Source organism: Psychrobacter sp. LV10R520-6 (assembly GCF_900182925.1).
Lineage (GTDB): Bacteria > Pseudomonadota > Gammaproteobacteria > Pseudomonadales > Moraxellaceae > Psychrobacter.
The window spans coordinates 448,775-467,598 of record NZ_LT900024.1 but is presented as its reverse complement, the minus strand read 5'-3'; the positions used below and the strand labels follow the sequence as shown (position 1 = coordinate 467,598).

The following is an 18,824-nucleotide window of genomic DNA, read 5'->3' as shown; positions in this document are numbered from 1 at the left end:
AAACGTTAGTGCTGTTGTCTTTATTATTGTTGTCTCTGTGATTAACTGAGCGCTATTTTACTCGGATAATTTCGTTTTCACGTGATTTTGCTAGCTCATCAGCATGGGCACGTACCATACCTTCTATTTCATCGACCAGATTGTCCGTATCGATTAAATGGCTTTTTTTGCCCATCCGGTAAACCAAGGATTTGGGTGCCGCGCCTACGATACCAATGTCAGACACTTTGGCCTCACCTGGACCATTAACCTTACAGCCAATCACCGATAGATTCATTGGTTCACGAATATCTTCTAAGCGAGCCTCTAAAGCCGTCATGACTCTAATTACGTCAAACTCTTGCCGTGAACAACTGGGGCAAGCGATAAAATTCACACCATTGGAGCGGATATTAAGTGACTTTAGAATATCAAAACCAATCTTAATCTCTTCTTCCGGTTCTGCTGCCAGCGAGATACGTATGGTATCGCCAATACCGTCGAGTAATAAGCCACCAAGTGCAATGGCAGACTTAACCGCACCTGTACGGTAAACGCCCGCTTCGGTCACACCCAGATGAAGCGGATTATCAATCTGTGCTGATATTAAGCGATAGGCATCTAAGGTCAAAAACACATTACTGGCTTTGACCGAGACTTTATATTGATCAAAGTTTAGGCGCTCAAGAATGTCAATATGACGCATTGCTGACTCTAGCATGGCCTCACCAGTTGGCTCGGTATATTTACGCTGAATGTCTTTTTCTAATGAACCGGCATTGACGCCAATACGGATAGGAATATTATGATATTTAGCGCAGGCGACCACTTCGCGCACTTTGGCATCGCTACCAATATTACCCGGGTTAATACGCAAACAATCAGCACCGGCCTCAGCAGCGGCAAGCGCAATTTTATGATCGAAATGAATATCTGCTATCAGGGGCACGCTGACCAATTTGCGAATTTTACCAAGTGCCTCGACCGTATCCATCGTTGGGGTCGATACGCGCATCAAGTCAGCACCCGCCTCGACGCAGCGCTCGATTTGCGCGACGGTCGCCGCTATATCGCAGGTATCAGTATTGGTCATACTTTGTACGCTAATCGGTGCATCACCACCAATCGCGACATCACCGACGTATATTTTTTTAGTAAGGCGACGGTTAATAGGCGATGACGTTGACATATATGAATCCTTCAATCAGAGCTAAGACATAAAAAACGATGGTAATCTATAATAAGGCAATTTATATTGCTATAGCAGTCATGAATAAAAATTCAAGAACGCTTAATTTATGATCGCTATAATAAATTACAACTTGAATAAATTAAAGCGTCAACTCAAAACTGGCTTTTTTGTCAGTCGCATATTGATCCAATGCAACCGGTTCTTGGTTAAGCAATAAGCTAGCATTATCAATATTATCAATCTGAATATTAAAGGGTGGATTGCCTAGTAGCTTATAATTACCAGAAGTTTGCAGACCACTCATCAAGCTGCTGCCAGAGGCATCCATGATACTAACGGTAGTAGTGTCAGTAAGCTTAACCTCTAAAGAGGTACTGCTCATACTGTCACTACTACCTAAATTCAGCGCGGAGCCGGACGCACCGACCCCACTAGACTGAGTATTAATCGCAGCCCCTTGCGCTTGTTCTGCTGCCGACAAACCTTCGGCTACTGGCGTAGGCTCTTGGTTATTATCGTTGGTAGCATTACTCACCATACGAAATAAAAATATTGCTAACACAATCAGAGCAATCACCGCCCCAATTAGCAGCGGGTTAAAGCGAATGCGATTGTGAGTATCACGCTGTAAAGTACCCATTGGGCGCAGTGGTGAAGCGATGTTATCTACTGAGTGAATTTTTAGCTCGTTTGGATAAGCTGCATCGAAGCTGGCCGCTATTTTTATAGGATCTATATCCAAAAACTTAGCGTAATTAATCGCAAAGCCACGAGCAAAAGCCGCTTGTGGTAGCTCAGAGAAGTTTTCACTTTCTAGCGCTTGCAAGTGACGCTTTAAAATGAACAGCTCACCTGCCGCGTCATCTAAGCTAACTTGCTTAGTTTTGCGGGCTTGCTGCAGCATGGCACCAAATGATCCCTGAGCGTTAGATTGTTGGTTTGATGATGGGGTGGTCATTTCCATGATGCCTCTGGATTATTAAGCCAATTCTTAAGTTGTTTTGCTTCATCGCTCAGCGGATAAGCAGACAAGAGCTGCTGTGCTAACTGCTGGCGGGTCGTTTTGTTATTTTGGGCGGCAGTAAGTTTGATGCCTTGTAAGAGTAAGCGTGGGCTAACCCCTTGACCTTGCACCAATACTAAAGTCTCATCATAAAGCCGCTGTGCTTGCTGAACACGCTGCTGCTCAAGTAACAAGTCAACCAACTCAATATGGGCAATTAAGCTATTACGATTGCCATCTAATGCGCGCAAAAATGCTTTGGCTGCTGCAGGATTATTATTAAGCTGCAAATAGGTGCGACCTAAGTTTTCAAGGGCGCCAATACGACCTTCATAGCCAAGTGCTGACCCTGCAATCTCAAACTGTGCCGCCGCCTCAGAATAGCGTTTCATCTGGGATAAGTACACGCCGTAATTATTGCGCACCTGATCAAAATCTTTATCAAGCGCAATGGCTTTCTTAAAATATTGATCGGCTTTTTCAAGATTCAGACGGCTGCCTTCTTGCTGCAATAAAACGCCCATCATATCATAGGCGGGCGCGTAACGGCTATTAGCAGCAAAAGCTTTTTCTAACTGACGGTGAGCGGTGTCAAGCTCGTTCTTGCGGATATATTGCGCGGCAAGTGACGTGCGGACGCGAGCAATTTCTTGTTTGTCTTTACTTTGGTTGCTGCTTGGCTGGGTTGTGGTTTGATAGCGCGTACCGCCAGTCAAATCGTTAGTCTGGGTACTTTGGCACCCCGCTAGTAGCAACGCTATTAGCGCACTTCCTAGCACAATCCGCTTTGAGCACCCTGTTTGATTATAAGCGGTTATCCTAGGCTCATTCGCCGATAAACAAAAGTGTTCTTGAGATTTAATTTGACAAGAATATCTAGAAGTCATCATAGCCGCCATAATAAAACTGTGGTTCAGTGCTTTGGATCAAAGAGGCATCAGTTTAATAGATTTAGAACCACTAAGTACAATTAAGTTGCTATTTAGTCGTTATAAATCTTTATGGCTACATTTTTATTACCATCAAGAGGGATAAAAGACAGCTAAAGACTATGCCAAGATTATTTTAAATACCCTTATATCAAGTTTCCGTTTTAAATATTTCCGTTTTAAATATTTTTATTTCAAATGTTTTTGTTTCAAAGATCAGATTAAGCCTCTTCACGGTCTTTAATACTTTTTTGCCATGCAGCTGAACGTCTGGTACGGTCAGCGACCTGTCCAACCAATTGACCGCAGGCAGCATCAATGTCATCACCGCGAGTTTGGCGAATGGTACAGACAAATCCCGCTTCACTAAGAATATTACTAAAGGCATGAAGACGGTTATTGCTTGACTTATCATACCCCGAATGCGGGAAAGGGTTAAACGGAATGAGGTTAATCTTACTGGGTAAACCGTCTAATAGCGTTACCAACTGATGAGCATGTTTATCATGATCATTGATGCCGTCGAGCATGACATATTCAATGGTCACGTGCTTTTTATGGCGTGGATTGACATCATGAACGTAGTTTTTTGCGGCGGCAATCAATTCTGCTAGAGGATATTTTTTATTAATCGGCACTAGCTCATTACGCAGCTCATCATTGGGCGCATGCAAGGATATGGCCAGAGCCACATCGATATCTTGTGCCAGCTGATACATTTTAGGCACCACACCAGACGTTGACAAAGTTACGCGGCGCTTGGATAAACCATACGCATGGTCACTTAGCATCAGCTCCATCGAGCTGACTACCGGACGATAATTTAATAATGGTTCGCCCATACCCATCATCACCACATTGGTCACGTTATTTTCCCATAAGCTGTGATCAACGCCATCCAAACTGTCCTGATCATCGGTCATATACGAAGCGTTCGCGACCCATAATTGCCCAAGAATTTCAGCCGCGCTCAAATCGCGCTCAAAGCCCTGTTTGCCAGTACTACAAAAGCTACAGTCCAGTGCACAGCCGACTTGCGATGAAACACATAAGGTTTTACGGCCATTTATTTTGCTGTCATCTGCCGGAATTAAAACCGTCTCAACCAACGAGCCGCCGGTGACTTCAAACACCCATTTACGCGTGCCATCATCACTATATTGACGATGAATCACTTTTGGCGGGGCCACACAAGCATTGGCTGACAGTTTATCCCGCAGGCCTTTGCTTAAATTAGTCATCTGTTCAAAGTCAGTGACGCCTTGTTGATAAATCCACTTAATCACTTGGGTAGCACGAAACGGTTTTTCGCCAATACTTTTAAAGTAATCAGCAAGTTGCGCTTGCGTCATACCCAATAGATTGGTTTTTGCGTGCGCCTCATCCAATAGCTTGATGCTATTGTTGCGTTTGGCTGGGGTATGCGCTTGTACTGGCTGAGTGGGTGTTTGATCAGTTGTTGACATAATAGGTGGCCTGTGGCGTAAAACTTGTTAGCATAAAATAAAATAGGCAATGTAGTGGTGCATGAGCAATCCGTTATCAACGCAAATTTTGTCACTTCTACGTTTATAAACAGTCTTATAAATAGTCCTATCAAACATTTTAGAAAAAATACTTAATAAGAAAATATGCTGATAAGGGATTGATAACGCTGATTAATTGATAAAAAATATACTATTTACTTATCATGAAGGGCATTAAGGTAAATTTCAATAAAAAACAGACTTATTTGTGAGATTTATGATAGGTGAAACGGCCTATACCCTATTGAGTATAAGCCGTTTTGCGACACTATTGATCTACAATCATTCATAGCAATCTCTGTTAATGCTTATAGATTAACAATGATGGCTAATTATAACTATCGCTACTAATAGCTATTAACGCGTACGAGCACAAACTTCATCATCATTGAAGAAGTAGCTAATTTCACGCTGAGCTGATTCGGCTGAATCTGAACCATGAACTGCGTTTTCATCGATGCTGCTAGCAAAGTCAGCACGGATGGTGCCTTTATCAGCGTCTTTTGGGTTAGTAGCGCCCATGATTTCGCGATGCTTAGCGATAGCGTTTTCGCCTTCTAGTACTGAGACCAATACTGGACCTGAGGTCATAAAAGATTTTAGGTCGTTATAAAATGGACGTTCTTTATGCTCAGCGTAGAAGCCACCCGCTTTTTCGTCATCTAGTTGTTGCATTTTAGCGGCAACAATTTTTAGACCGGCTTGTTCAAAACGGTCGTAGATAGCGCCGATGTGATTGCCAGCGACAGCGTCAGGTTTGATGATAGATAGCGTACGTTCGTTAGCCATGAAAAGCTCCTAATAAATAATAAGTTAGATAAAGAATGAAATGATAAATAATTTATATGTTCTTTGATCAGCACGCTAATTTGACGGACTTATGCATCCCAATGTGGACACATAACGGTCAGCGTGTGATTGCTGCCTATTATAATGATTGATACTATAAATGATAGGGGCAATTTATAATCATAGCTTACTTAAACGTAAACTTAGCGTTCATTAATTATTAACCTTAATTATTAACATTGTTTTTCTATAACCTTGCCTTCCTATATAGTCGATTCAAAAATAGTCGATTCAAAATAAAAGGAATACCCTTGTAGCAACGTGCTACTGGTATAAATTTTTCTGGCGTGCTGTTAACAAGCGTGTTTCGATGCTGCAAAAAATTCATTCCAGCAACCCATTCGCATTGTGTCGTTTTTAAATTGGATTAACTGTATTCTCATAAAGCCTACTAAAAACCCACCTATAAAGTGTGGCGCAAACAAAAACCCCAGCACAATGCATGAACTGGGGCTTTATCATCAAACAATTTCAGTCTAATAGTGACTGCTTATTTTAATTACACGTCGTACGGATCGCGTAAAACGATAGTTTCTTCGCGGTCAGGGCCGGTAGAGATGATATCGACAGGACAGTCAATCAATGCTTCAATACGTTTGATATATTTTTTAGCATTTTCAGGCAAATCGTCATAGTTAGTAACACCAACTGTTGATTCGCTCCAGCCTTGCAATGTCTCGTACTTAGGCGTTACTGACTCATAGAATTCCGCATCATGCGCGCCTGCAAATTCAGTCTCTGGTAGATCGTAGCCGACACCAATTAACAGCTCTTCTAAACCGTCTAGGACATCAAGCTTGGTTAAGCAAATCCCTGATAATGAGTTTAGTACGACTGCACGACGTAAGGCTTCAGCATCGAACCAGCCACAGCGACGCGCACGTCCAGTAGTGGCACCAAATTCATGGCCAGCTTTAGCCAAATGCGCTCCCACATCATCGAACAATTCTGTTGGGAATGGACCGCTACCCACACGAGTAGTATAGGCTTTAGTAATGCCCAAGACATAATCTAGATATAGTGGACCAATACCAGTACCGGTTGATACACCACCAGCAGTCACGCTTGAGCTAGTTACAAACGGATAAGTACCGTGATCGATATCAAGTAACGTTCCTTGTGCCCCTTCAAACATTAGGTTTTTGCCAGCAAGGCGTAATTGATTGAGCTCTTCAGTTACATCAGTAACCATGCCTTTGATTTCTTCTTTCCATTTTTTACACAGCTGATAAGTATGGTCAAAATCGATGGCATCGACTTTGTAATATTGAGTCAATTGAAAGTTATGATATTCAATTAGGTTGCGTAATTTTTCTTCTAAGTCATCACGGAACAAATCCGCAAGTTTAATAGCACGGCGTGCCACTTTATCTTCATACGCAGGACCAATACCGCGACCGGTAGTACCAATTTTACCCGTGCCGCGCTTGGCTTCACGCGCTTGATCAAGCGCCACGTGATACGGCATGATGAGTGGACAGTTTGGTGAAATACGCAAACGCTCACGAACCGGCACGTTATTGTCTTCTAGCTCTTTCATCTCTTTGAGCAGCGCATCAGGGGCAAGTACTACTCCGTTACCGATAAAGCAAGTGACGCCTTCACGTAGAATACCTGATGGTATCAAATGTAGAACGGTGGTTTTGCCGTCGACAACCAGTGTATGCCCAGCATTGTGACCGCCCTGAAAACGCGCGACCGCTGAGGCTTTTTCAGTGAGCAAATCGACGATTTTACCTTTACCTTCATCGCCCCACTGGCTACCTAAAACTACGACATTCTTACCCATGATTAATCCTTACAATAATGTATTGAGGTGTGTACCATCTGACCACTATAAAACGACTACATCGTCAACCTTGTTTGCCATACCTATTTTAATAGTCTAGATATAGCCTGCCCTTGGTTTCCTTATACGCGTATTATTTTAGCTTGGCTATATAATAACAATTTAAAAAATTAAGCTAATAAGTAGTAATACTGCTTTTTAACTAATATGTATTTGAGCTATTTATTTATGGTGAATTCAGGCTAGACGGTTTGTAACTGCCATAGGTTATCAAGCATGCTTAAACGATGCGTGACACCTACCGGGCAATCATGAGCATCTAGTGGCATGGTCACGCGATACCCTTGCTGGCGTAAACTATCCACCTGCTGCTGTAATGCCTGCATCTGTGTACTGTCTGCATTATCCGCAGCACTCTTGATAGCCGTATAATCAACGACTACAACCGTCGGTTGATCAAGTTGGATATGGGCCAGCAAGCGACTGACGTCCATACTAAAACCTGTCGCCGCACGTGACTGTTTGCTATCGCTCTGCAATCCATCAAAGCGTCCACCACGTACTAGTGGCTGGGTCTCATTGTTAATATAGCCATTGAACACAATGCCGGTGTGGTAGTGATAGCCCGACAGTTCCGTGACATCGATACTCACCTGGCACTGCCATTGGTTTTGCAAATGCATTTTTAAACGTTGTAATTCATCGACCGCCTCAGCAATATGCGAGTCTTTCTGCGCGGTGGCTGACAGCTTCGACAATAGCTGCGCCATATCATGGCCAAAGTGCGCTAAGACATAAAAGTCTTCACCCATGGGCAAGGCTTGACTGACGCGCTTTAGCTCTGGCAAATTCTTATTGGCATATAGGTGCATTAGTTGCTCAGTGTCAATATCAGACAGCTGGGCTAATACGGCTAAGCGTTTAAATATCGCAACGTGACCTAAATCTACGTGTATCGCGGCGCTCATATTCAGGCTATCTATCATCGCAAATAACACATCTGTCAGCTCTATATCGGCACTAAGCTCGGCGCAACCAAATATCTCAGCGCCCAATTGCAGTGGCGTCCGTGACCCAAATAAACCGGAGGGTAAGGTATGAATGACATCGCCAGCATAGCAATAACGGGCAATTCCCGTGCCCCCGTGATGCGCATCAATGCGTAAAATCTGCGGCGTGATATCAGCGCGTACACCCATCAGACGACCTGTGAGCTGATCGATAATCTTAAAGGTTTGCCGCTTTAGATCTTCTGAAGCATCGCTTAATAGTGACTCAGTGAATTCAATCATTGGTGGACAAACCAGCTGATAACCATAGGTGATAAGCTGCTGAGTGAGCTCATGGCGTAGCACTTCTTGCTTTTGAGCATCGTCAAACAACACATCAGCTACGCCATCAGGCAGCAACCAACTATTGGCAACTTCGGCGGCAAAACTGCTCAGATAGGACAGACGATTGGGTACAGGGCTATTATCAGGATGCCCACTAGCCATAGTAGCAGCGGCTTTATTTGTAGAGCTTAACAGGACGGGGTTAGCTGAATCAGAACTGACAGACACAATAAATCCTTGTTTGGCGTATCGCTTACCAAAAAACGCGGTATTATAAAGGGTGGTGTATCAAAAAGTATGCTGAGTAAATAAAGGAGGGGTGCCAGTCAAAGCAAAGATGCTATATTTGAGGTTATGAAGACACAAATAGAGATTAATTGCCCCGACTGCCACAGTCCTAGTCTAAAGAAAAACGGTATAAAAAGCTATGGTAAGCAAAACTACCAATGCAAAGACTGTAAACGTCAATTCATTGGCGACCACGCCATTACCTATCAGGGTTGCCACTCTAAAATAGAGCATAAGATACGACTGATGATAGTACGAGGCTGTAGTGTTAGAGACATTGCCACTATCACCTCTGTCAGCATTGGCAAGATACTAAGCACCATAGGCTCATCGATCTATAAGATCTCACCAAAGCAGCATTACTACTCGCGTTTAGAAGTTGATGAGTTCTGGACATACGTACGTTGCAAGAAGCAGAAGGTATGGTTAATCTACGCCTATGACCGTGATACTGGTGAGATTGTTGCCCATGTTTGGGGTAAACGTGATTTAGCCACGGCCAGAGCGCTTCGAGCTCGTCTTAAGAAACTTAAGGTGAGCTATGGTTCAATCAGCATGGACAACTGGGATAGCTTTAAAACCGCCTTCAAGGCAGACCCTAAGCAGATTGGTAAAAGATATACTGTTGGCATAGAAGGTAATAATTGCCGTTTAAGACACCGATTGAGGCGAGCAGTTAGAAAGACTTGTGCTTTTTCTAAGAAACTTGATAATCATTTTAAGACGTTCAATATGGTGTTCTTTTATATCAATTATGGTTATGTCTAATGCCAGCATACTTTTTGAAACACCACCTTATAAAGTTATGTTTATCATCAAATCAATAAGAGGCACTTTGTAAAGAGGCACTTTGTATTTTTAGCACACAACATCCTAGGCCTAATTATCACAAACAAGCTAGGTAATGCCGAAAGGTATGAGTATAAACTGGAATGATAAAACGACTACATTAATGCGATAAATGATAAAGGCACTTTACGCTTAAGTTTAGCATAGCCACCAAGTTTCGCCTAGTCACAATTAGCCCTAATCTTTAGGTAATATATGCTTAGTCATTAGGGAGATTAATAATCAGAAACATCAGTAGTTAGCAACATCGATCTATTATTCATAGTTTATATTTTATATTAATTCTGTATAGGCTTATAGATGCTGATGCTAGCACTATTTGAGTGACAACAACCTGCTAGACTCATGCTACACTAGCCCATATTTTTATCACTCTTGCTTTTATCACTTTCAAAAATCATTTACCTCGGAGACCTTATGTCATCTGACTACCATCCCAATCCAGCTATCAACCAAACTAACGTGCTGGGCACTGCCCTCGCCAGCTGCTGCTTTGATCCTATCACCGGCTATTATCGTAACGGCTTCTGTCATACAGGCAATCATGATGTCGGTCAGCATACCGTCTGTGCCAAGATGACCAGTGAGTTTTTAAACTTTTCATCAAGTCGCGGTAATGACCTTACTACCCCACTACCTGAATATAACTTTGCCGGCTTGAAGCCTGGCGACTATTGGTGCATCTGCGCCCTGCGTTGGGTTGAAGCACTAGACTTCGATATTGCGCCACAATTAAAACTGGAAGGCTGTCACGAAAGCTTATTAGCTCTAGTCGATATTGAGACTCTAAAACGCTATGCCATATAAATCCTAGTTAAACCTCTAGGGATAAACCTGAGCTAGAATAGTCTTAGACGCTTATTAGTAATTAATAGTAGGTAATTTAGTAACAAAGTTTAGCAACCAAGTTCTTATTACCTATTTTTTATTACTAATTGTTGTGACTGGTTTTTGCTAATTGTACTGAGTTCCTATAATCATACTAGGCTTTCATAATCGTAATAAAGGAGGGGGTATGAATCACGATGACGACCAGTTGGTCAAAACCACAACTCGTATTACACCTGACTCTAATATCAACCGTATTTACTCAGATATGGCCGATTATGACAGTTATATTTATGGTGATGCAGATGCGACGCCAGAAGGTACGATTGAGACCATGACGGTCTATGACCCAGACTCTGAGCGCTATGAAGATATTGATTCTTCCAGCGCTGATGAAGTCGTCAACTGCTATGCCTATTCACGTAAAACGGGCGAGCAGCTCGATCAAGTGGCGCTGAGCGACGTCAGTAAGGCGCTGACTAATAGTGGTCAGTTTATCTGGCTTGGGCTATATGATCCCAGTCTGCAAACTATCGCCAAGGTACAAAATGCATTCGACTTACATGAGCTGGCGATTGAAGATACGTTCGCTGATCATCAGCGTGCTAAAGTCGAAAACTATGATAACGATACGATATTCGTGGTGCTACGTACCGCAAAACTGGAAAATAATGTTATCCGCTATGGTACGACAGCGATATTTATGGGTAAAAACTATCTGATTACCATTCGTAACGGCCCTTCAAATTCTTACGCACCAGTACGCGAGCATTGTCACCGTCGCCCTGAAAAGCTACGGATGGGGCCTATTTTTGTCTTGCACGCTACTCTCGACTTTATAGTCGATAACTATATGCCGATCACCGATCGCTTAGGCAGCTATTTACGGGAGCAAGAGCGCCATATTTTTACCTATGAATTTAATAAAAGCACCCTCAAAAATCTGTACGAGTTAAAATCACAACTGGTACATATGCGAGCGGTTATTTTGCCTGTTCAAGATATCTGTAGCTTTTTTATCAATCATAAAAAAAGTGATTTGGTTTCTCCATTTTCCCAAGCAGCCAAACCCTATTTCCGTGACGTTAACGACCATCTATTGCACTCTTTAGATGCGATTAATGGCCTCAATGAGATGCTCAGTGTGGTGATGAACACTTACTTAGCTATGGTTACTATGGGACAAAACGAGGTGGTACGTAAGCTTGCTGCCTGGGCCGGTATATTAGCTGTGCCGACAGCGATAGCGGGTATTTATGGTATGAACTTTGACTTTATGCCTGAGCTGCACTGGAAGTTTTCGTATCTTATTATTATGTTATTTATCGGCTCATTATGTAGTTATCTATACTATAACTTTAAAAGACTGGGCTGGTTATAAGTGTCTATTAATTAATATAGGGTTCAACTAACAACCAAACAGCGTATAATTTAGCACAAAAAAAGAGCTACCATCGTTAGCTATTTTTTTGTGCATTTTTGGTCGTGCCACTTTTTTATTTTGCCACATTACAAGCTTCAATCGTCACTCACGACGATGTTTCGTACTATTATCAGGTGCCTCAGCGTTATCAGGAAGAAGCGATTTGATACGGTATTCTGCATGCTGACTGTCTAGATTGTCTTCTGGACGACCAAACGTTCTTGCTGTCCAAGTGAGCACCACAATAGAGGCGCTCAGTGCCATAATAGCCACAGAAATCGTCGCCAGTAACCACAGATGAAAGTAGTCTGATACCGCCTGCACATCGACTACCAAATGTCGTGACAAGGCCGTAATGGCGATAAATATCAAAAACTGTACCGGCAGACGATGGGTCTTGAAATAAATGCCAATCATCGCTAGCAGTTCAAGATAAATAAATAACATTAAAATATCTTTTAAGTCTGCTGAGCCTTTTTGGACAATCCCAACAAACTCTTTACCCGCGGTCCAGACCACCACCACACTGATTAAAAATAAAATGATGTAGTGACAGATATCGACAAACTCTCTGCCGATATGTTGTAGTCGCTCGTGAATACCTACGTTTTTTTTAGCCATTTTAGAACCTATCAACTTGGGCGTGGTCGATTCAGCCTGAGGCTGTGTAGCTTCAGGCTCCTGATTTTTATCTAATGGCAATTGCGGGTCGGATGAGTGACTCATTAGTCGATCATACTGACATCGAGACCGGCTGATTTTTCAGCGGTAGTGACCGTTTGACGGATAAGGGTATTAATGGTCATTGGCCCCACCCCGCCTGGTACTGGTGTATAGGCATGAGCAATATCTTTTACACCTCGCATTTCAATATCACCCACACCACCGTTATCAGTCGGATGGAAGCCAGCATCAATAACGATAGCCCCCGCTTTAATCCAGTCGGCTTTAATCAGCTCAGGCACGCCTACTGCGCCAACGATAATATCAGCACGTTTAACATGAGCGGCCAAATCTTGAGTTTTTGAATGGCAAATGGTCACGGTACAGTTTGAGTTCAATAGCATCATCGCCATCGGCTTACCTAAGATGGGGCTACGGCCTACCACTACCGCCTCTTTACCCGCAAGCTCGATATTATAATGACGCAATAGATGCATAATGCCCTGCGGGGTACATGACCCAAAGGCGGACTCTTGCATGCTCATACGCCCAAAACCTAGGCAAGTCACACCATCAACGTCTTTTGCCAGATCAATCTGCTCAAAACAAGCACGCTCATCAACGTGATCAGGTACCGGATGCTGAAGCAAAATACCGTGAACATCAGGATTATCATTAAGCTCGTTTATCTTAGCAATAAGCTGCTCTGTGGTCGTACTATGCGACATCTCTACCTTAATAGAATTCATGCCAACCCGCTTACAGGCATTACCTTTCATCCGGACATAAGTCGCAGAGGCTGGATCCTCACCGACCAGTATCGTCGCTAAGATCGGTGTACGTCCCGTTTTATCCTTGATAGCGTCTACGCGTGTGCTTAGTTGCTTTTCTATTTGTGTAGCAAGTGCTTTGCCGTCTAAAACGGTAGCGGACCCTTGGGCAGTTGACGACTCTTTAGCAGTTGACATGATGACTCCAATAGAGGATGCGATAAAAAAATAAAGACAGCGCGCGCAAATACTTTGCATGCCTGTCTTATCCTTAAGAGCGTTTAATTAAGCCTAGTATTGTACCTGCCTAAGCTCAAAAATCCTAGCACGTGCTAAAACTTGACTGCTTCCTACAATAGACCTCTTGCAAAAGTACCATTTCATTGACTTTCGCTAACGGCGTTATAAGAGCTGGCGATGACTTACGCAAGAGGTCTAATGTATTAAAGCTTGTCTTCTTACAGACGAAATTAAAAAGCAGCACGGAATTATATAGGTTTGACTAGTTTAAACTGTCTAGGGCGTGTTGAACATTCGACCATGGCACTGACAGAGACTATTTTTTAGTCGATTCAAGATTAAAAATATCTAGTTTAGTCATTCTAAGCGGATAGTTTTAATGAAGTAGCGGCAAAAAAGAGTCCTGTCCCACTGCGAGCATAGCTCTTGTCTTGCGGACGGGCAAAGCAGTGCTTTGCTTACTCCGTCCTCAGGGCTGATGCTAAAATTGCCCCCCCCCCCCCAGCTATTCATGAGCAGTGTGTGGCAAATCTAGCTAAGGCATCTGCATTATCGTCAATTTGCGTCTTGTCTGGAACACTTTTAGCTATCAGCAGTGCTTATTTGTGAATGTTCAACACGCCCTAATGACGAATCAGGATTGCTAGAGGGTTTATTGGTATATAAAGTCATGATAAGACTTCCTTGTCTGCCATATTTTAAAAGCGATTTTTTATTTTAGTATTGGGACTATCAATACTAAAAATTTAACGTTAAACAATTGCCATGTATCTTCTGCTATCGTACATTATCAAGCCATAATATATCCACTCATAATTTAAGCTAATAATTATCGAGCTCATTTTCAGTTAAATATTTTTTAGCATTAGAATGGTCACCGTTTGGTCACCGAGCGCTTGATCACCGATTTTTAAAAGGTAGACTGTCTTCGCATAAATTCATATCAGATGCGATAATAGAAAATAAGCTATTTTTAATGTGATAACAGGGACAAGATGTAAAACATGCATAAATAAGGAGCTTGAATAGAAATTCAGACACAAAAAAACCCCAAACAAAGTTATGTTTGAGGCGAAACTTGCTTAAACTCGAAAGTCTAAATTCGTTTTAGCTTTTTACTAAATATGGCGCAGCGGACGGGACTCGAACCCGCGACCCCCGGCGTGACAGGCCGGTATTCTAACCAACTGAACTACCGCTGCTTAGGTCGTTTTAGCGTCTTGCCCTTATAAATAGGACCCACTTCGCTAAATGAGTGGTGGGTGATGACGGATTCGAACCGCCGACATTCTGCGTGTAAGGCAGACGCTCTACCAACTGAGCTAATCACCCTGAGAAGCGTTAAAAAATTGCAGTGCAATTTTAGCTTCGCAAGAGAATTTACATTTTCGTAAATTCTAAGAACTCAGCACCTACATAAAAAAGCATGGCTTTTTTAGTTTCGCAAGAGAAATCCTTTAAATAGGATTTCTTAGAAGTTTGATTATCTAAAGGTGTCACGCTCTAGAATCATAAAACTTCCAACAACCTAGAACTAATTAAAGCCCCTTGCTGTGGGTGTGTATTATATACATTTACATTGGCCTGTCAAATATTTTTTGACCTTTTGTGCCATATTCTTTACATTATCACTTACTATACTGGCAAGCAGTTGTTTTAACTGGCTTTATGTTTTTATCATCAGTATTCAATATTTACTGATTGTTGGCTGATGCCAGTGCTTGCTCAATATCATCTGTCATTGCTTCAGGCTTAGTGGTTGATGCATAACGATCTAGTACCTGACCCTCGTTACCGACTAAAAACTTGCTGAAATTCCATTTAATACCGTCTGTTAAGACACCGCCTTTTTGTTCCTTTAACCAATTAAAAATAGGGTGGGCGTCACTACCATTGACATCGACCTTGGCCATCATTGGGAAACTTACGCCATAGTTCTTTTGGCAAAAAGCGCCAATCTCATCGTTACTACCAGGATCTTGGCCACCGAATTGATTACAAGGAAAACCAACGACTACTAAGCCTTGGTCTTTATACTTCTCATGTAACGCTTCTAACCCTTCAAACTGCGGGGTAAAGCCACATTTGCTAGCCGTATTGACTATTAGCAGTACTTTGCCTTGGTAATCAGCAAAATCTTGCGATGTGCCGTCCATACGCTCAGCCGTAAAATCGTAAATGCTACTCATGACTTATCCCTAGTTTATTATATTAATAGTTTGATTAACTGTCTTAAAAACCTATTTGAATGGCGCTACTGGTCTAAATGGTATTAATGCGAATGTTCAATCAGTATGGAAAATTAGCAGGGGAACTTCATGAGCGCCCCTACTACCTTCTGAACCTTCACAGCAGTAGAAGTGCGCTACTCACTGTTGATTGGCTTCTTGCTATTTATATTAACTATTTCTCAGCTTTGTCTAAATCAATAGATACTGAGTTGATGCAATAGCGCATGCCAGTGGTCTCACGTGGGCCGTCAGGAAAGACGTGACCTAAATGCGCGCCGCAGTTGCTACAGGTCACCTCAGTGCGACGCATACCCAAAGAATCATCGACATGTTCATCAATAGCGCTCTTGTCTACGCCTTGGTCAAAACTAGGCCAGCCGCAACTCGCATCAAACTTGCTATCGGCATCAAATAAATTAGCACCACAGCCTTTACAACGGTAGACACCTTTATCTTCGGTATCGTTATAAACGCCAGTGTATGGACGCTCTGTACCTTTCTCACGCATCACATGATATTCATCGGCGCTAAGGCGCTGCTTCCAGTCAGCTTCGGTAAGTTGGGCTATCTCTTCTTTGTTAAGTTGATTGTCTTGCATGAGTAATCCTTATTTAGTTGTTTATTATCTGGTCTGCTATGACAGTCATACCGCTACCTGGTTATGAATTTGTCATTAGTAATTTATGACAGCGATGCGCTTTATCTGTTGGTTATAAGTCAATATTCAAGGCCCAGTACCCGCATTTATTGATATCGTCATACAGTATGATAGAGAAGTAAGATATAGCAATTGCCTCTAACTATGCAATGAATATACGCTGATTTTTACCAAACCTACACGTGGTTGTTCAAGCCATGTTTAAGGGCTTAACAGATTTTGAAGACCACCTGTAAGTTGATATCCAGGTAAAGCTAAATATCGGAATAACGATTCATACTATTTGTGCGATTGCTTAACTCATGGGGTTGGTTAACTTAGTAAGGCTGGTTCTAATAATAGCCTCAATCTAGAACTTCGACTTTAAATATCTAGACATTAAGAAGCATTGAGAGGTTATTTAGATTAATGTTAAAGTCAATCAACACTAATAAAATGCAAGTTATTCTTGCATATAATTGCTAAAAAATACTTGCATTCAAACTATAAATGCAATAATATCTTGCATTAAGTAACTAATTGATTCAATTATTTAACACTATATTTATTAGATACTAACTTATTAAAATAAAGGGCTTGGATAATTATGGATAAGGATCAAAGCAAACAGAAACAAGCTGAACGCTTAGTAAAACTACGCCGCGATAAGGGACTGACTGCTGAGCAATTGGCCCAAGCAATGACAGAAGCTGGTGCAAAGGTCAGCCGCGGTGCTATCTCTAATTGGGAACGTGGCACTAATGGTATCGTCTCCTCAAAGCTCCCTACTCTGGCGAGAATCTTAGGTTGTAGCGAAGGCTATCTGTTACGCGGCGATCATCATACTGACATTGTCGCTGATACTGAACTGAATACTAATAGCAACGCCGAAAGCAACAACGTCATTGGTGCTGAATCAACAGATGCAAAACCTGCTAATGCTAATAATAGTCAAACTAAACCACCAGCCAATAAGTCAACAACCACAACTAGTACCCGTACAAACTCACAAAATAATACTATGGATGGTACCTCTATGAGTGCATTGAAAAAATCCGATAAATTACAAAATGTCTGCTATGACATTCGTGGTCCGTTACTACAAACTGCTAATAAAATGGAAGCGGAAGGTCAGAAAATTTTAAAGCTTAATGTGGGCAACCCCGCTCCTTTTGGCCTTGAGGCACCGCATGAGATTCTCCGTGATGTGGCTATGAACTTGCCTGAGGCCACTGGTTACTCAGACTCGCAAGGGATCTTTGCAGCGCGTAAAGCAGTATTGCAATATTATCAAGCAAAAGGGTTGCTGTCTGCGGTCGACGTACGTGACGTGTATTTGGGTAACGGGGTTTCTGAGCTGATTGTCATGACCATGCAAGCACTTATGAATGACGGCGATGAGATATTGATTCCCATGCCAGATTATCCGCTATGGACAGCAGCAGCCAACCTAGCTGGCGGTACAGCGGTACATTATCGCTGTAATGAAGAGGACAATTGGCATCCTGATATTGAGGATATCAAATCAAAAATTACCAGTAAAACCAAAGGTATCGTGGTCATTAATCCCAATAACCCCACGGGCGCTCTGTACTCAGACGACCTTCTTAAACAAATTATCGAAATTGCTATAGAACATGATTTAATCATCATGGCTGATGAGATTTATGATCGCGTACTTTATGATAATGCGGTTCATACGCCAATGAGCACCTTGACTGACGAGGTACTTGTCCTATCATATAATGGACTATCAAAATCACATCGTATCGCTGGATTCCGCGCGGGCTGGATGATGGTGTCGGGCAAAAAACAGCACGCTACAGACTTTATTGAAGGCTTAGATATGCTTGCCTCCATGCGCCTATGCTCCAACGTGCTCGGACAATATGCAATCCAAACGGCGATGGGTGGCTATCAAAGTATGCGAGATCTGACCTCGGAGAAAGGCCGTCTCTATAAGCAGCGTGAATTGGCTATCTCTCGTCTGAATGCGATTCCAGGTATTTCTTGTACTATGCCGCAAGGCGCGTTTTATTGCTTTCCGAAGATGGATCCTGCCGTTTATCCTATTAAAGATGACATGCAGTTTATGATGGAATTATTACTCGAAGAAAAAGTACTCATGGTGCAGGGTACAGGCTTCAACTGGGATGCGCCCGATCACTTTCGTGTGGTGTTCTTACCCAATCTTCATGAATTAGAAGATGCGATGGATCGCTTGGATCGCTTCTTTGCGAAAAAACGCCAACATTTTGGTACCAATTAAACCTCAAACTTAAATAAAAAAACGC

15 protein-coding genes and 2 tRNA genes are annotated in these 18,824 nt (G+C 42.3%); 4 read left to right on the top strand and 13 right to left on the bottom strand.

Annotation, left to right across the window (positions count from 1 at the left end):
• Positions 1–52: 52 nt before the first annotated feature.
• The 7 genes from ispG to U1P77_RS02025 form a co-directional block, all read right to left on the bottom strand.
• Positions 53–1,168: a flavodoxin-dependent (E)-4-hydroxy-3-methylbut-2-enyl-diphosphate synthase gene (ispG, locus tag U1P77_RS02055; RefSeq protein ID WP_321155765.1), complete on the bottom strand. Its 1,116-nt coding sequence runs from the start codon at positions 1,166–1,168 to the stop codon at positions 53–55.
• Positions 1,169–1,310: 142 nt separating this feature from the next.
• Positions 1,311–2,135 (bottom strand): helix-turn-helix domain-containing protein, encoded by an 825-nt coding sequence (locus U1P77_RS02050; RefSeq protein WP_321155764.1) that lies wholly within the window; start codon positions 2,133–2,135, stop codon positions 1,311–1,313.
• Positions 2,126–3,064 (bottom strand): type IV pilus biogenesis/stability protein PilW, encoded by a 939-nt coding sequence (pilW, locus tag U1P77_RS02045; protein ID WP_321155763.1) that lies wholly within the window; start codon positions 3,062–3,064, stop codon positions 2,126–2,128. The genes U1P77_RS02050 and pilW overlap by 10 nt, the downstream gene beginning before the upstream one ends.
• 260 nt (positions 3,065–3,324) lie before the next feature.
• Positions 3,325–4,569 (bottom strand): dual-specificity RNA methyltransferase RlmN, encoded by a 1,245-nt coding sequence (gene rlmN / locus U1P77_RS02040; protein ID WP_321155762.1) that lies wholly within the window; start codon positions 4,567–4,569, stop codon positions 3,325–3,327.
• A 417-nt stretch (positions 4,570–4,986) separates the two neighbouring features.
• Positions 4,987–5,418, bottom strand: a complete 432-nt coding sequence (gene ndk, locus U1P77_RS02035) for a nucleoside-diphosphate kinase (protein WP_321155761.1) — start codon at positions 5,416–5,418, stop codon at positions 4,987–4,989.
• 559 nt (positions 5,419–5,977) lie between these two features.
• Positions 5,978–7,267: an adenylosuccinate synthase gene (locus tag U1P77_RS02030; protein ID WP_321155760.1), complete on the bottom strand. Its 1,290-nt coding sequence runs from the start codon at positions 7,265–7,267 to the stop codon at positions 5,978–5,980.
• Between the two features lie 242 nt (positions 7,268–7,509).
• A complete protein-coding gene (locus tag U1P77_RS02025; RefSeq protein WP_321155759.1) occupies positions 7,510–8,829 on the bottom strand; it encodes an ATP phosphoribosyltransferase regulatory subunit in 1,320 nt (439 codons plus the stop codon).
• 126 nt (positions 8,830–8,955) lie between these two features.
• On the opposite strand from U1P77_RS02025, the gene U1P77_RS02020 reads away from it, so the two are divergent.
• The 3 genes from U1P77_RS02020 to corA all read left to right on the top strand — a co-directional run bounded on the left by U1P77_RS02020 (position 8,956) and on the right by corA (position 11,947).
• Positions 8,956–9,657 carry an IS1 family transposase gene (locus tag U1P77_RS02020; RefSeq protein ID WP_321154869.1) on the top strand — a complete coding sequence of 234 codons (702 nt, stop codon included), beginning with the start codon at positions 8,956–8,958 and terminating at the stop codon, positions 9,655–9,657.
• Between the two features lie 498 nt (positions 9,658–10,155).
• On the top strand, positions 10,156–10,545 hold the full coding sequence (locus U1P77_RS02015) for a DUF2237 family protein (RefSeq protein WP_201558306.1): 390 nt from the start codon (positions 10,156–10,158) through the stop codon (positions 10,543–10,545).
• 208 nt (positions 10,546–10,753) lie between these two features.
• Positions 10,754–11,947, top strand: coding sequence for a magnesium/cobalt transporter CorA (gene corA, locus U1P77_RS02010; RefSeq protein ID WP_321155758.1), 1,194 nt, complete (start codon positions 10,754–10,756; stop codon positions 11,945–11,947).
• A 144-nt stretch (positions 11,948–12,091) separates the two neighbouring features.
• On the opposite strand, the gene U1P77_RS02005 is transcribed toward corA, so the two are convergent.
• The 6 genes from U1P77_RS02005 to msrB form a co-directional block, all read right to left on the bottom strand.
• Positions 12,092–12,715, bottom strand: a complete 624-nt coding sequence (locus tag U1P77_RS02005) for a phosphate-starvation-inducible protein PsiE (protein ID WP_321155757.1) — start codon at positions 12,713–12,715, stop codon at positions 12,092–12,094.
• Positions 12,715–13,620 (bottom strand): bifunctional methylenetetrahydrofolate dehydrogenase/methenyltetrahydrofolate cyclohydrolase FolD, encoded by a 906-nt coding sequence (gene folD / locus U1P77_RS02000; protein WP_321155756.1) that lies wholly within the window; start codon positions 13,618–13,620, stop codon positions 12,715–12,717. Before folD ends, U1P77_RS02005 begins: the two co-directional genes overlap by 1 nt.
• Positions 13,621–14,787: 1,167 nt before the next feature.
• Positions 14,788–14,864: transfer RNA gene (locus U1P77_RS01995), tRNA-Asp, on the bottom strand.
• A gap of 54 nt (positions 14,865–14,918) precedes the next feature.
• Positions 14,919–14,994 (bottom strand) — tRNA-Val (locus tag U1P77_RS01990).
• 362 nt (positions 14,995–15,356) lie between these two features.
• Complete coding sequence (locus tag U1P77_RS01985) at positions 15,357–15,851, bottom strand: glutathione peroxidase (RefSeq protein WP_321155755.1); 495 nt, start codon at positions 15,849–15,851, stop codon at positions 15,357–15,359.
• Positions 15,852–16,065: 214 nt separating this feature from the next.
• The gene (msrB, locus tag U1P77_RS01980) at positions 16,066–16,491 is read right to left on the bottom strand and encodes a peptide-methionine (R)-S-oxide reductase MsrB (RefSeq protein WP_321155754.1); all 426 of its coding nucleotides are present in this window, start codon (positions 16,489–16,491) and stop codon (positions 16,066–16,068) included.
• Between the two features lie 646 nt (positions 16,492–17,137).
• Between msrB and U1P77_RS01975 the strand changes: the two genes are divergently transcribed.
• A complete protein-coding gene (locus U1P77_RS01975; protein WP_321155753.1) occupies positions 17,138–18,799 on the top strand; it encodes an aminotransferase class I/II-fold pyridoxal phosphate-dependent enzyme in 1,662 nt (553 codons plus the stop codon).
• Positions 18,800–18,824: the final 25 nt, after the last annotated feature.

Coding starts and splice junctions, on each gene's coding strand:
- rlmN (WP_321155762.1), bottom strand. CDS start 4,569: ATGTCAACAACTGATCAAACACCCACTCAGCCAGTACAAGCGCATACC.
- U1P77_RS02005 (WP_321155757.1), bottom strand. CDS start 12,715: ATGAGTCACTCATCCGACCCGCAATTGCCATTAGATAAAAATCAGGAG.
- U1P77_RS01985 (WP_321155755.1), bottom strand. CDS start 15,851: ATGAGTAGCATTTACGATTTTACGGCTGAGCGTATGGACGGCACATCG.
- U1P77_RS02050 (WP_321155764.1), bottom strand. CDS start 2,135: ATGGAAATGACCACCCCATCATCAAACCAACAATCTAACGCTCAGGGA.
- ispG (WP_321155765.1), bottom strand. CDS start 1,168: ATGTCAACGTCATCGCCTATTAACCGTCGCCTTACTAAAAAAATATAC.
- U1P77_RS02015 (WP_201558306.1), top strand. CDS start 10,156: ATGTCATCTGACTACCATCCCAATCCAGCTATCAACCAAACTAACGTG.
- folD (WP_321155756.1), bottom strand. CDS start 13,620: ATGTCAACTGCTAAAGAGTCGTCAACTGCCCAAGGGTCCGCTACCGTT.
- U1P77_RS02030 (WP_321155760.1), bottom strand. CDS start 7,267: ATGGGTAAGAATGTCGTAGTTTTAGGTAGCCAGTGGGGCGATGAAGGT.
- msrB (WP_321155754.1), bottom strand. CDS start 16,491: ATGCAAGACAATCAACTTAACAAAGAAGAGATAGCCCAACTTACCGAA.
- ndk (WP_321155761.1), bottom strand. CDS start 5,418: ATGGCTAACGAACGTACGCTATCTATCATCAAACCTGACGCTGTCGCT.
- U1P77_RS01975 (WP_321155753.1), top strand. CDS start 17,138: ATGGATAAGGATCAAAGCAAACAGAAACAAGCTGAACGCTTAGTAAAA.
- pilW (WP_321155763.1), bottom strand. CDS start 3,064: ATGATGACTTCTAGATATTCTTGTCAAATTAAATCTCAAGAACACTTT.
- corA (WP_321155758.1), top strand. CDS start 10,754: ATGAATCACGATGACGACCAGTTGGTCAAAACCACAACTCGTATTACA.
- U1P77_RS02020 (WP_321154869.1), top strand. CDS start 8,956: ATGAAGACACAAATAGAGATTAATTGCCCCGACTGCCACAGTCCTAGT.